The following is a 13,271-nucleotide window of genomic DNA, read 5'->3' as shown; positions in this document are numbered from 1 at the left end:
TTGAACATGTACAAACTGACCGTTGAAAACCTGCACAAAAGCTATGGCAACCACGAAGTGCTCAAGGGCGTTTCACTGAACGCCAAGACCGGCGATGTGAGCCTGATCGGCGCCAGTGGCTCGGGCAAGAGCACCTTTCTGCGTTGCATCAACTTTTTGGAAACGCCCAACGACGGTGCCATGGGCCTGGACAACCAGCCGATTCGCATGGTCCATGACCGCCACGGCATGCATGTGGCCGACGCCGATGAACTGCAACGCCTGCGCACGCGCCTGGCGATGGTGTTTCAGCATTTCAATCTGTGGAGCCACATGACCGTGCTCGACAACATCACGATGGCCCCGCGCCGGGTACTGGGTGTCAGTAAGAAGGATGCAGAGGAGCGGGCCCGGCGTTACCTGGACAAGGTAGGTTTGCCGTCCCGCGTCGCCGATCAATACCCGGCCTTTCTCTCCGGCGGGCAGCAACAGCGGGTTGCTATTGCCCGCGCTCTGGCCATGGAGCCGGAGATCATGTTGTTCGACGAGCCGACTTCGGCGCTGGATCCGGAGTTGGTGGGCGAGGTGCTTAAGGTTATCCAGGGTCTGGCCGAAGAAGGCCGAACCATGATCATGGTGACCCATGAGATGAGCTTCGCGCGCAAGGTGTCGAACCAGGTTTTGTTCCTCCATCAAGGGCTCGTGGAAGAGCAGGGTTTCCCTGAAGATGTCCTGGGCAATCCCAAAAGCGAGCGCCTTCAGCAGTTCCTCAGTGGCAACCTGAAGTAACCGGAATGCCTTCGAGCGGCTGTTCGGTCGCTCAGATGCTCCTTCGCACGCGCTCTGCCCGCTCGGTCGTGCGTTTGCGGTGGGAGTAGGCCGCTGTCCAGTTTGATGAGGAGACCACGTGCCGAAGAAATCCCGGAATTTTCCTTCGCGGGTCGATCAGCTCAGTGATTCCCCCGCGCCGCTCTATGCACAAGTCAAACAGATGATCACCCAATTGATCTTGAGTGGCACCTGGTCGGCTCACGAACGTATACCTTCGGAAAGTGAACTGGCTCAGGAACTTGGATTGAGTCGCATGACCATAAGTCGCGCTCTTTCTGAGCTCACCGCCGATGGTGTGTTAGTGCGCATGCAAGGGGTGGGGACGTTCGTAGCCGAACGCAAAGGTAAATCGGCTTTATTTGCCGTCAACAACATTGCTGATGAGATCAGCGAGCGTGACCATCGCCATCACTGCAAGGTGATTCTCCTATGCGAGGAGGGGGCTAGCGCTGACCACGCCTTTTCGCTGGAAATACGCGAAGGGCAGCGGGTGTTTCATTCTCTGATCGTGCACTACGAGAATAATGTGGCGGTGCAATTGGAGGATCGCTACGTGAACGCGGCAGTGGCTCCGGATTATCTGCGGCAGAATTTCGTGATGCAGACGCCCTATGCCTATCTTTCCAAGGTCGCTCCTCTGACTGAAGGTGAGCATGTGGTCGAGGCGATCCTGGCCGACGAGGAGGAGTGCAGGCTGTTGCAGATCACACGTCATGAGGCGTGCTTGTTGATTCGTCGGCGGACTTGGTCTGGCTATCAGTCTGTCACGTCTGCGCGCCTGATTCTGCCGGGTTCACGGCACCGTCTGGAAGGGCGATTCGGTTCATGACTCGGGTCTGAGCCTGTCGTGCTCAGGGGCCACGCGCCTCGATTGCCTGCCATAACCTGCGACAGCGCAGGACTGTCGAATTGCTGAACCCCATCACTTCGCTGTCTTAACCACCTCTTCAAATAGCCTTGCCCTTCATCTGCAATAAGCACAACCCATGCTGGATGAACGGGTCACAAAAGACAAATTATAGGCGAGTAAAATTTTGCTTGATTATGGTTGTATATACATGATTATATTTATGTGCGATCTGTAGCGCTAAACCAATAAATAGGCTGAAAAAGTCATTTCGAGAGGATTACCGGTGAGCAAGCCATCCCATTTCCGTAATGTCGAAATCCGCGCCGCGCGTGGTAATAAGCTGACCGCCAAAAGCTGGCTGACTGAAGCTCCACTGCGCATGTTGATGAACAACCTCGACCCGGAAGTGGCCGAGAACCCAAAAGAACTGGTGGTTTACGGTGGCATCGGTCGTGCGGCGCGTAACTGGGAGTGCTACGACAAGATCGTCGAAAGCCTGACCAGCCTGAACGACGACGAGACCCTGCTGGTGCAATCAGGCAAGCCGGTCGGCGTGTTCAAGACCCACAGCAACGCTCCGCGCGTGCTGATCGCCAACTCCAACCTGGTGCCACACTGGGCGAGCTGGGAACACTTCAACGAACTGGACGCCAAGGGCCTGGCCATGTACGGCCAAATGACCGCCGGCAGCTGGATCTACATCGGCAGCCAGGGCATCGTCCAGGGCACCTACGAAACCTTCGTCGAAGCCGGTCGCCAGCACTACAACGATGACCTCAAAGGTCGTTGGGTGCTGACCGCAGGCCTCGGCGGTATGGGCGGTGCCCAGCCGCTAGCCGCGACCCTGGCCGGCGCTTGCTCGCTGAACATCGAATGCCAGCAAGTCAGCATCGATTTCCGTCTGAACAGCCGCTATGTCGACGAGCAAGCCAAAGATCTCGACGACGCACTGGCACGTATCGACAAGTACACCAAGGAAGGCAAGGCGATTTCCATCGCGCTGCTGGGCAACGCGGCGGAGATCCTGCCGGAACTGGTCAAGCGTGGCGTGCGCCCGGACATGGTCACCGACCAGACCAGTGCCCACGACCCGCTCAACGGTTATTTGCCAGCCGGCTGGACTTGGGAAGAGTACCGCGCTCGCGCCAAGACCGAGCCTGGGGTCGTGGTGAAAGCCGCCAAGCGATCAATGGCCGTGCACGTTAAAGCGATGCTCGAATTCCAGAAAATGGGCATTCCGACCTTCGACTACGGCAACAACATCCGTCAGATGGCGCAGGAAGAAGGTGTGGAAAACGCCTTCGACTTCCCGGGGTTCGTACCGGCCTACATCCGGCCGCTGTTCTGCCGTGGCATCGGCCCATTCCGCTGGGCTGCACTGTCGGGCAACGCTGAAGACATCTACAAGACCGACGCCAAGGTCAAGGAACTGATCCCGGACGACGCGCACCTGCACAACTGGCTGGACATGGCGCGCGAACGCATCAGCTTCCAGGGCCTGCCGGCACGTATCTGCTGGGTCGGGCTGGGCCTGCGCGCCAAGCTCGGCCTGGCATTCAACGAAATGGTGCGTAGCGGTGAATTGTCGGCGCCAATCGTCATCGGTCGCGACCACCTGGATTCCGGTTCTGTGGCCAGCCCGAACCGCGAAACCGAATCGATGCAAGACGGTTCCGATGCCGTGTCCGACTGGCCACTGCTCAACGCTCTGCTGAACACCGCGAGCGGCGCGACCTGGGTCTCCCTGCACCACGGCGGCGGCGTCGGCATGGGCTTCTCCCAGCACTCGGGCATGGTGATTGTCTGCGACGGTACGGACGAAGCGGCCGAGCGTATCGCTCGCGTACTGCACAACGACCCGGCGACCGGCGTCATGCGTCACGCCGATGCGGGTTACCAGATCGCAATAGATTGCGCCAAAGAGCAAGGCTTGAACCTGCCAATGATCACCCCTGTTAAAGGAGCCAAAGCATGAACACACTCAACATTATCCCTGGCCAACTGAGCCTTGCCCAGCTGCGTGATGTCTACCAGCACCCGGTGAAAATTACCCTCGACAACAGCGCTTCGGCCCAGATTGAAGCCAGCGTTGCCTGCGTGGAACAGATCCTCGCCGAGAACCGCACCGCCTACGGTATCAATACCGGTTTCGGCCTGCTGGCCTCGACCCGCATCGCCACCGACGACCTGGAAAACCTCCAGCGCTCGTTGGTTCTGTCCCACGCTGCCGGTGTTGGCGAGCCGATCAGCGATGCGCTAGTCCGACTGGTTATGGTGCTCAAGGTCAACAGCCTGAGCCGTGGCTTCTCCGGCATTCGCCGCGTCGTTATCGAAGCGCTGATCGCATTGATCAACGCCGAGGTCTATCCGCACATTCCGTTGAAAGGTTCGGTCGGCGCATCCGGCGACCTGGCGCCTTTGGCTCACATGTCGCTGGTGCTGCTGGGCGAAGGCAAGGCCCGCTACAAAGGAGAATGGCTGGAGGCGACCGAGGCGCTGAAAATCGCCGGTCTGACTCCACTGACACTGGCTGCCAAAGAAGGTCTGGCGTTGCTCAACGGTACGCAGGTGTCTACCGCATACGCATTGCGTGGTTTGTTCGAGGGCGAAGATCTGTTCGCTGGCGCACTGGCCATTGGTGGTTTGACAGTTGAAGCAGTCTTGGGCTCGCGCTCGCCGTTCGACGCTCGCATCCACGCCGCTCGTGGACAAAAAAGCCAGATCGACACCGCTAGCGCTTACCGTGACTTGCTGGGCGAGCGCAGTGAAGTCTCTGACTCGCACCAGAACTGCGGCAAGGTTCAGGATCCGTACTCCCTGCGTTGCCAACCGCAAGTCATGGGCGCGTGTCTGACCCAGTTCCGTCAAGCCGCCGAAGTGTTGGTCGTGGAAGCTAACGCCGTCTCCGACAACCCGTTGGTCTTCGCTGCCGAAGGCGATGTGATCTCCGGTGGTAACTTCCACGCCGAGCCTGTGGCCATGGCTGCTGACAACATGGCATTGGCCATCGCTGAAATCGGTTCCCTGAGCGAGCGTCGCATTTCGCTGATGATGGACAAGCATATGTCGCAACTGCCGCCGTTCCTGGTGGCTAATGGCGGCGTGAACTCCGGTTTCATGATCTCCCAAGTTACCGCAGCGGCGCTGGCCAGTGAGAACAAGGCACTGGCGCATCCGCATTCGGTAGATAGCCTGCCGACTTCCGCGAATCAGGAAGACCACGTGTCCATGGCACCAGCAGCCGGCAAGCGGTTGTGGGAAATGGCTGAAAACACCCGTGGCGTGCTCGCTGTAGAGTGGCTAGCTGCCTGCCAGGGCCTAGACTTGCGCGAAGGTCTGAAGACTTCGGAGAAGCTGGAGCTTGCCCGCACCAGTCTGCGCAGCAAAGTGGCCTACTACGAGAAAGATCGCTTCTTCGCGCCGGATATCAACGCGGCGAGCGAGCTTTTGGCTTCCCGTTGCTTGAACGAACTGGTGTTGCCGAAGTTGCTGCCTAGCTTGTAATCGGGGGGAGGGGCCTTTGGCCCCTGTCTCGGGTGAGCTGAATTGGTCGAGTAATCCCGCACATTAGCTACAGTGTTTATGCAGTTTTTTGCTCTACAGCTATTGGCGACAGACAGTCGTTGTAGCTGTGGAGCTTTTTTGCGTTTGTAGTACATGAAAATTCACGACAGCCATGGCCTGAGATTTTGAGTCTCAGGGCGATGCCTATGACGGCCGCATTTTCGCTGAAGCGCTGTTACAGGATCTCTAAACGCCCGCCCGTTCCACCGGCAAGCTTTGCGTCGGAGTGTCCGGCAGCATAATCGGAGCTCTTAGCATTCGATTCATCTGCCTGCTTGCCAAGCCTCTATCCCAGGCGGCCCCAGAGCAATGCGCACGCTGTACCGACAACCGCAAGCAGGCCGCCACCTTGGCCCAACATATCAAGCGCACTTTTGCCCCCGCTAAATGGCATCGCCTGCGCGATAAACGACGGTATCGATGACGCTTTTGGCCTTGTATTTACTCTCAGCGTCGAGTGGCGCGAAGAGCATCTCCCGACCCGGACGGGCGAAGGCATATTCGCCGATGCGGCGCACGGCCATTAGGGCGGCGAGGATGATAAAACTTGGTGCCAGCGCGAGCCCAATCAAGCCGATGCACATCAGCAGCGGCACGATCGCCAGAAGCATGCGCACCCCCAATCTCTCCGCCAAGCGGCCTGTCAGGAATAGCTGCGAGAATATGGCGCCAGCCTGGACAATGAAGTCGATGATTCCTAATACGCGAATCTGAGCCAGACGATCAGGAAAAAGCTCGGCCACCAAACGTGCTTGTTCTAAGTAAAGAAATGTCGTGATAGTTGCGGGCAGCACCACAAAGCTGGATATACCCAGTAGGTAGGGCGACTTCAGGACTCGCGTCAAGCCGCTGAAAGGGTTGCCGGGGACAGGATGCTCGGACTGTCCATCGAAGTGGCGCCGGGGCGTCCTGCACCGCCGATCACCAGACGTAGAAAACACGTGCCATCCACGGGCTTTCGCTTTGCACTTGGAAGGTTGCGGCGAGAATCATCAGGTTCACGCTGATGAACCCAAAGACCCAATCGACGAAGTGCAGGCGTGTCACTCGGGAACTGAGCCAGGCAAACATGGGAACTGCGGCGAGCATAACGAAGAAGGTCGCGGCGAACAGCCATTGAAAATTCTCCACCCCCGCCGTTATGCCCATGGATTCGCGGATCGGACGCAGCATGAAGTAGCCGGTGAACAAGCAAAAAAAGCAGGAAGGCTGAAGTCGCGGGGAGCAACTCCTGAGATTCGGCGTTGATACCTTGGCTCAAACGAAGCTGCGGGAATGACGTGTTCATCCCAAATCATGATGGTTCAATTCATCAAGTGCCTTCAGGCCTCAACTGTCTCTATGCGCCCCATTTACTGGCAGGCGACTGCCTAGGCGATAGCGTGAGGACGGGTGTACTAAACGCACATAGGTGACGATTTTGCTCTGACTCCAGGTTCGGCGTATGAGCACGAGGCAAGGTTCATTAGCATCGATTTGCATGTGTTTGCTTTCTTCGTTGCTGGGGTGACAGGCTTCGACGATGTGTTCCATCTCGTCGGGCTTGATGACCCGCAACAGGTACTTGGCCGGTTGCAGGTGCTCGCCAAAGTCTTGCTTCAGAAATTCTGGCACCAGCTCGGGATTGACGTAACGATCCTCGAGTTGCACGGGCACGCCTTCTTCGCTGTGAACACAGACCAGATGAAAAACTGAAGAACCGGTGGTCAGGCCCAATGCGGACGCCACCGGCATTGAGGCCGATTCGCGCCCCAGGTGCAGGACACGGCAGGTGTAACTGTGACCTCGGGCGAGGATTTCGTCGGCAATGTTGGTGATACGCAGCAAGTTTGATTGCGGTTTGCTTTCGGCTACGAACGTGCCAACGCCTGAAATCCTGACCAGATGACCTTCTTCGGTCAGTTCGCGTAAGGCCCGGTTGACGGTCATGCGCGAAATGCCCAGTTCTTGCACCAGTTGGTTTTCTGAAGAAATCAGGTCACCAGGTTTCCAAACGCCCGCGCGAAGTTGGTCTTGCACATAATCCTTTGCACGCCGGTAGAGCGCTTGTGGTGCATTTTTGATCATTAGTCAGTCCGTGTTTCTAGTGCGGCAAGGACGCTTGCCAGTGCTTGGAGGAAAAGGTCGTTATCCTCACAGCTTCCGACAGAGACGCGCAAGTACTCAGTGTATCCAACTTCGCGCCACGGTTTGATGATAACCCCTTCACGCAGCAGTGCTTGGTTGATTACTTCGGCCGGATAAGGCGTGCTAAAAAACAGGAAGTTGGCCAAGGACGGTGCGGTCGTAATGCCTTGCTCGTGCAGCGCCACTTCCAGCCGCCGGCGTTCGCTGGCGACATGGGATAGGCAGGCGTTTAGATGACCATCATCTGCCAGCGCCGCAATCGCGGCAGCTTGTGCCACGCTGTTGACGTTGAACGGGGTGCGCAGGCGGTTAATCAGATCTGCCAGCAGTGGATCGCTGACGATACCGTAGCCGATGCGCAAACCTGCCAGGGAATAAGCCTTGGAGAAAGTCCGCAGCAGGATAAACGGTTTGCCGCTGGCCTGAATCAAACCGAGGCAATCCGGGTACTCGGCCTCCCACTGCGCGTATTCGTAATAGGCCTCATCAAACACCAGCAGACACTTCGAGGGCAATGCGTCGAGCAGCTGCTGCAACTCGTCGGCGCTTAAGGTGCAGCCGACCGGATTTGACGGGCATGAAAACATCAGCGCATGGGTGTGGGGGGTGAGTGCAGCGATCATTGCCGCTACGTCGAAGGTGCCTCTGTCGGTCATGGGAACACCTACCACCCGGGCACCGGCTGCCATTGGGTATATGAAGTGCAACCCGAAAGATGGCACCACGGTAACTACTTCGTCATCGTGGTCTAAAAACACCCGGCTGATGACGCTCAGCAAATCTTCCGAGCCGTTGCCGAACACCAATTGATTCTCGGGTACGTCGAGCTTTTTCGAGAGTGCAGAGCGTAATGCCTGGCAGCCAGCATCGGGGTATAGCGCAATTTCGCTGCAAGCTCGAGCCGTTGCGGCGCTAACGGCGGGTGCTGTGCCCATCGGGTTTTCGTTGCTGCCTAGTTTGGCGACGCGAGTCAGGCCGAAACGCTTGCGCACAGCATCCGAGGCGAGGCCGGCGTTGTAACTGGCCAATTCGCGCACTTCTGCGCGGGCAAGCAGGTTCAAGTCATTGGCATTCATACAGGGTTAACCTCATTAGTGTCTTGCTGGAAGGCATTACGATCTAGGCAGTTCTGCAGGAGTTGCTGCAGACGCGGCTATTCGGCGTTATGGCTGATCTCGTACGGCTGGTAGTTGAATGGGTCTGAGCGGTATCAGTACATTCATGAGTAACATCCTTGGGGAGCAGGATGATTACGCAGCAGACATCTGTATGTGCCTGTATATACCGGTCAGGCAAGATGCAGGCCAAAATGTCTGAGCTGCTCTTGATTCCGCAGTACAGGCCTGTTTCTAGCGAAGTAGATCAGGCTGATGATCGCTGCCTTTTAGCCTTATGTAACCAAAGGTTGCGCCAGGAGTGTTACCCATGATGCCTAGTGGGGAAAAACGAAACCTTGAGTATCGAGGCACCTAAGGTGTCCTAATCGCGAGAGGAGGGTAAGTCGCTCTACCTCAGGCTCATGGCGCATTTTTTTATCGAGCGGCATGGTAAATGCTTAATCTTGTATATACAGGATTAGTGTTTCAGGCTAAAACATACATTTCACCCCTCCTGAACCTATTAAGCAACGAGTCGACATGATCTCAAGCAGCTGTTCGCTCCTGATCTATGTGTCCGGTGTCCGCGAGGGGGATCACATGGTTAAGCGTATGCATGACTCAATGGCCTACCGTAAAAACCGCTGAAGTCGAATCGATGATTCACAACCGGTGCTCGTTGATGGGCGCCTCCTTGAAATACCCAAGAGAGAACTGCCATGACCGTTAGCAATCTGCCCTTTTCCAAAGTCCGCCACAGCCAGGGCCTGGTTTTTTTGTCTGGCGAATTGCCGTTTGGTGAGGACGGTAGCTTTCCTGAAGGTATCGAAGCGCAAACGCGTTTGACCTTGACGCGTATTGCCCAGACGCTGGAAGCCGAATCGCTGTCGCTGGACGATGTTGTCAGCGTTACCGTGTACCTGACCGACCGGAGTAATTTCGCCGAATTCAATCGGGCTTATGCATCATTCTTCACGACCAACCTGCCAGTGCGCGCGACCGTCTGCGCCGGCCTTGTGGTCGATGCATTGGTCGAGATCAGTGTCATCGCGCAACAGCGTGCTTGATTCGGAGGCAGCGTGAACGAAAAACAAGTGGTAGTACTGGGGGCCGGCATTGTCGGCGTATGCACGGCGTTGCATTTGCAACGCCGTGGCTGCGCGGTGACGCTGGTGGACAAAGGTTTGCCGGGGCGTGAAACGTCGTTCGGCAACGCAGGCATCATTCAGCGTGAGGCCATTGAGCCCTATGCGTTCCCAAGGGATTTTGCCAGCCTGATAAACGTGGCAGCCAAGCGCGACATTGGCGTCAATTACCATCTGCGCGCGATGCCTGAATACGTGCCTGCCTTGGTCAGGTATTGGGCCAACTCCGCGCCTAGGCATTACCAGGCCATTGCAGATGCCTTTCGCACGCTGATTGAGCACTCGATCAGCGAGCACTCGGAGTTGATTGAGCAAAGCGGTTCGCAAAACCTGATCGTGCGCAAAGGGTGGATCCAGGCTTTTCGTAGCCCACAGCAATTCGATGCGGCGGTGGAGCGTGCGGTACGCGTGAGTGCACACGGCGTGTTGTCCGAGCATCTGGACGGTGTCGCGCTCAGACTGGCGGAACCAGCGTTGAGCGATGCATTGGTGGGGGGCATTCATTGGCTGCAACCCTGGACGTGCATTGAACCGGGTGAGTTGGTGCAGCGTTATGCCGATCTGTTCGTGCGTGAAGGTGGAGAAATTGTGCGCGGCGATGCGCGCTCGTTGCGTCAGTCAGGAGCCGGTTGGAGCGTCGACACCGATTCTGGATCGGTCGGCGCGTCGCAGGTGGTCGTGGCGTTGGGCCCTTGGGCTCACGAATTGCTTGGTGAGTTGGGCTACCGCATTCCGTTGTTCGTCAAGCGTGGTTACCACGCTCACTTTGCCGATGGCGCAACATTGAACCGCCCGGTGCTGGATACCGAACAAGGCTACATGCTGGCGCCGATGAAGCGCGGTGTCCGCCTGTCGACGGGGGCAGAGTTCGCCAGCCTAAGTGCGCCGCCAACACCGGTGCAGTTGGCCAAGGCCGAGCGGGCCGCACGGCAGGTATTAGCGTTAGGCCCCCAAGTGGAGCGCACGCCATGGAGCGGCGCCCGACCCTGCACGGTAGACATGAAGCCGGTGATCGGCGCGGCGCCCTTGCATAAAGGGCTCTGGTTCAATTTCGGCCATGCCCATCAGGGGTTTACGCTAGGCCCGGTCAGCGGTCGACTGCTCGCAGAATTGATGATGGGCGAGACGCCTGTGGTGGATCCGGCACCCTTTGCTCCAGGGCGTTTCTGAGCTGAGTAGCGGTGCATGAACCTTCTCGCCCATCTCCGTCGGAGTAACGGGCGAGAACCTGCCTGTCGGGAAAATAAACACTGATTTTTATCTACGGACGCTGCACGTGCAGATTTCGTGGCAGTCGTCGTGGGCGTTGTTCTGATTTCAGTCGGTATATCCATCCCATCGGCTCGCCCTAAATACTTATAAATACCCGCTGGAGAAGTCATGAACATCAAACAGAAGCTGACATGGGTATTTGCCGCTATCGCCTGCCTTCCGGTGATTCTGGTCGCGGTACTCGTCGTATTGAACTTGCGGAGCGCGGCTCAAGCCAATTTCCTGGATAGCAGCGGCCGTGAAATTCGCCAGATCGATAACGGTATGAAGCAGTTCTTTGACAGCATCCGCCAAAACGTCGAATACCTTGCCAAGGAACCTCGGATCGCCACCGTCAAGGGATTGAAAAACTATAACGCTGCCAATGCTGAGCAAACGCCTGTGACCGAAGCCGATCAGCGGCTCCAGGCTATTTTCGATCGATTTGCCGAGACCCATCCGACCACCGCGTCCATTTCCCTGGGGCTCAACGACGGCGGCTTTGCCGGTTGGCCCGACGACCCGAAAATGGCCAGCTACGACCCCCGAGTACGTCCTTGGTACAAGACCGCCATGGCGGCGGCGCCAGGCTCAACCGTGCGCACGGGCGCTTACTACTGGGCGCCGGATGACATGGTGCTGGTCAGCACGGTTCGCGCTTTCGCCGACGCCAGCGGCAACCCGGTGGGTGTCGTCGGCGTGGACGTCTCGCTCAAGCAACTGACTGAACTGGTTAAAACCATCAAGCTGGGCGACAGCGGGTACCTGATGATGGTCGAAGCCAACGGCAACGTTCTGGTCGATCCGGCAAATGCCAAAAACAGTTTCAAGCCCCTGGCCGATCTGGGCCCCGGCTATACGGAGCTGGCAAAGAGTGGTGACGGCGTCACCCAGGTCGAGATCGATGGCGTGCCCTACATGGTCAATGTGGTCAGTTCCGAAAGCCTAGGCTGGCGCTTCATCGGGCTGATCAAGCGCGACGAAGTCATGGCTCAGGCCACCAGCCTGACAGGGTTGATTGCACTGATCGCCGCCGTGTTGGCAATCATCTTCGCCATCGTCGGCGCGAGCTTCGCCGGCGTGATCGTTAGACCGATTCGCGGTGTTGCCGATGGCCTGCAGGAAATCGCCGAAGGGGAGGGCGACCTGACCCGCGAACTGGAAGTGCGGGGCAAGGACGAAACCGCCACTTTGGCAGGTTGGTTCAACAAGTTCCTTGGCATGATCGCGCAACTGATGCGGCGCATCGGCAGCGCTTCCTCCGATTTGCAAGAGGTCGCTGCGGACACCAGTCAAGTGGCCAGTAACATGAACAACGCCGCAGTGCGCCAGCGCGAAGCAGTTGAGTTGGTGAGCACAGCGTTCAACGAGATGGTCGCTACCTCTAACGAAGTGGCCCGCTCTTGCAGTCATGCTGCTTCCAGCGCGGACGTCGGTTATCGAGAGGTGCACGATGGGCAACGGCACATTGGTGAGGCCACGGGCAGCGTTCTTAAATTGAGTGACGACCTGCAGCAGTCGGCAGGCACCATGCAGAAGCTTGAGCAGGACAGTAAGAACATCAACACCATCCTCGATACCATTCGTTCGATCGCTGAACAGACCAATCTGTTGGCCCTCAATGCCGCCATTGAAGCGGCGCGCGCCGGCGACCAGGGCCGTGGATTTGCGGTGGTGGCCGACGAAGTACGCGCCTTGGCACGACGCACTGCAGACTCAACCGGCGAGATCGACAGCCTGCTCGGTAACTTCGCGCGGCGAACTAAGGAGGTCACCCAGCAGATGCAACGGAGTCTGGAGGTGTCGCAAACCAGCGTTGAATGTATCCAGCAGGCGCGCGACAGTTTCGACAAGATCCGCGACTCGGTGGACTCGATTCGCGACCAGAACGCTCAGATCTCCACGGCAGCAGAGGAACAGCATCAGGTGGCCGAAGATATCAACCGACACATTGCACAAATCCACGCCGATGCCCAGTTGGTCGAAAGGTTTGCGCATTCGGCGCACACCGGATCGGGTCGCCTGACGGATATTTCTGGTCAATTGAAGGGGCTCGTAGGGCGCTTCAAGTTTTAATAAAGACTCCTAAGCTAGGATGACTACGCTACCCTTCGAAATCACGTTGATCTGTGATTCTGATAGACCTACGAAGAGGGCAATGTAGAAGTCGCTGGTTCGGGCCAGCGAGCCCGGCTTAGTTGTAGGTTTTTCAGATGGAGATGAAAGTGCTGTCATCGATCAAGGAATACCAACCAGGGCCTCAGATCGCACAGAGCATTTGGATGACCCTCGGGCTGCCGTCACGCGGTACCAGGCTTCATGACCTAATTTGCGAAGGACTGCATTTTGAATTCCTCGACCGGATAGCGAACCTTCTGCATGTGAATCGGGGGGTATTTCCAAGGCTATTTGCATGTCACCTACGAC

General features: G+C 57.4%; 9 protein-coding genes and 2 pseudogenes. 8 read left to right on the top strand and 3 right to left on the bottom strand.

Annotation, left to right across the window (positions count from 1 at the left end; genetic code table 11):
- Positions 1–6: 6 nt before the first annotated feature.
- The 4 genes from FQ187_RS20700 (at position 7) to hutH (ending at position 5,164) form a co-directional block, all read left to right on the top strand.
- Positions 7–768 (top strand): ABC transporter ATP-binding protein, encoded by a 762-nt coding sequence (locus tag FQ187_RS20700; RefSeq protein WP_149630896.1) that lies wholly within the window; start codon positions 7–9, stop codon positions 766–768.
- Positions 769–886: 118 nt separating this feature from the next.
- On the top strand, positions 887–1,639 hold the full coding sequence (hutC, locus tag FQ187_RS20695) for a histidine utilization repressor (protein ID WP_256667384.1): 753 nt from the start codon (positions 887–889) through the stop codon (positions 1,637–1,639).
- Positions 1,640–1,943: 304 nt separating this feature from the next.
- Positions 1,944–3,635, top strand: a complete 1,692-nt coding sequence (gene hutU, locus FQ187_RS20690) for a urocanate hydratase (protein WP_149630895.1) — start codon at positions 1,944–1,946, stop codon at positions 3,633–3,635.
- Complete coding sequence (gene hutH, locus FQ187_RS20685) at positions 3,632–5,164, top strand: histidine ammonia-lyase (RefSeq protein ID WP_149630894.1); 1,533 nt, start codon at positions 3,632–3,634, stop codon at positions 5,162–5,164. Before hutU ends, hutH begins: the two co-directional genes overlap by 4 nt.
- 346 nt (positions 5,165–5,510) lie before the next feature.
- On the opposite strand, the pseudogene FQ187_RS20680 reads toward hutH, so the two are convergent.
- The 3 genes and pseudogenes from FQ187_RS20680 to hisC form a co-directional block, all read right to left on the bottom strand.
- Positions 5,511–6,512 (bottom strand): annotated as a pseudogene (locus tag FQ187_RS20680) (NTP/NDP exchange transporter).
- Positions 6,513–6,553: 41 nt separating this feature from the next.
- Positions 6,554–7,291 (bottom strand): histidine utilization repressor, encoded by a 738-nt coding sequence (gene hutC / locus FQ187_RS20675; RefSeq protein WP_149630893.1) that lies wholly within the window; start codon positions 7,289–7,291, stop codon positions 6,554–6,556.
- The gene (gene hisC, locus FQ187_RS20670) at positions 7,291–8,427 is read right to left on the bottom strand and encodes a histidinol-phosphate transaminase (RefSeq protein WP_149630892.1); all 1,137 of its coding nucleotides are present in this window, start codon (positions 8,425–8,427) and stop codon (positions 7,291–7,293) included. Before hisC ends, hutC (FQ187_RS20675) begins: the two co-directional genes overlap by 1 nt.
- 740 nt (positions 8,428–9,167) lie before the next feature.
- Between hisC and FQ187_RS20665 the strand changes: the two genes are divergently transcribed.
- From FQ187_RS20665 to FQ187_RS30935, 4 genes and pseudogenes are all read left to right on the top strand, one after another.
- A complete protein-coding gene (locus tag FQ187_RS20665; protein WP_149630891.1) occupies positions 9,168–9,515 on the top strand; it encodes a RidA family protein in 348 nt (115 codons plus the stop codon).
- Between the two features lie 12 nt (positions 9,516–9,527).
- The gene (locus FQ187_RS20660) at positions 9,528–10,763 is read left to right on the top strand and encodes an FAD-binding oxidoreductase (RefSeq protein ID WP_149630890.1); all 1,236 of its coding nucleotides are present in this window, start codon (positions 9,528–9,530) and stop codon (positions 10,761–10,763) included.
- Positions 10,764–10,973: 210 nt separating this feature from the next.
- Positions 10,974–12,056 (top strand): annotated as a pseudogene (locus tag FQ187_RS30940) (cache domain-containing protein); the annotation flags it as partial.
- Between the two features lie 9 nt (positions 12,057–12,065).
- On the top strand, positions 12,066–12,920 hold the full coding sequence (locus tag FQ187_RS30935; RefSeq protein ID WP_371925547.1) for a methyl-accepting chemotaxis protein: 855 nt from the start codon (positions 12,066–12,068) through the stop codon (positions 12,918–12,920).
- Positions 12,921–13,271 lie beyond the last annotated feature (351 nt).

This window comes from Pseudomonas sp. ANT_J28, from assembly GCF_008370005.1.
Lineage (GTDB): Bacteria > Pseudomonadota > Gammaproteobacteria > Pseudomonadales > Pseudomonadaceae > Aquipseudomonas > Aquipseudomonas frigoris.
The sequence above is the reverse complement of the archived record's forward strand: the minus strand, read 5'-3'. Positions and strand labels throughout refer to the sequence as shown.

What these genes read in the sequence shown, in the direction of transcription:
- FQ187_RS30935 (WP_371925547.1), top strand. Translation starts at nt 12,066, where the DNA reads ATGATCGCGCAACTGATGCGGCGCATCGGCAGCGCTTCCTCCGATTTG.
- FQ187_RS20665 (WP_149630891.1), top strand. Translation starts at nt 9,168, where the DNA reads ATGACCGTTAGCAATCTGCCCTTTTCCAAAGTCCGCCACAGCCAGGGC.
- hutC (WP_149630893.1), bottom strand. Translation starts at nt 7,291, where the DNA reads ATGATCAAAAATGCACCACAAGCGCTCTACCGGCGTGCAAAGGATTAT.
- hisC (WP_149630892.1), bottom strand. Translation starts at nt 8,427, where the DNA reads ATGAATGCCAATGACTTGAACCTGCTTGCCCGCGCAGAAGTGCGCGAA.
- FQ187_RS20700 (WP_149630896.1), top strand. Translation starts at nt 7, where the DNA reads ATGTACAAACTGACCGTTGAAAACCTGCACAAAAGCTATGGCAACCAC.
- hutH (WP_149630894.1), top strand. Translation starts at nt 3,632, where the DNA reads ATGAACACACTCAACATTATCCCTGGCCAACTGAGCCTTGCCCAGCTG.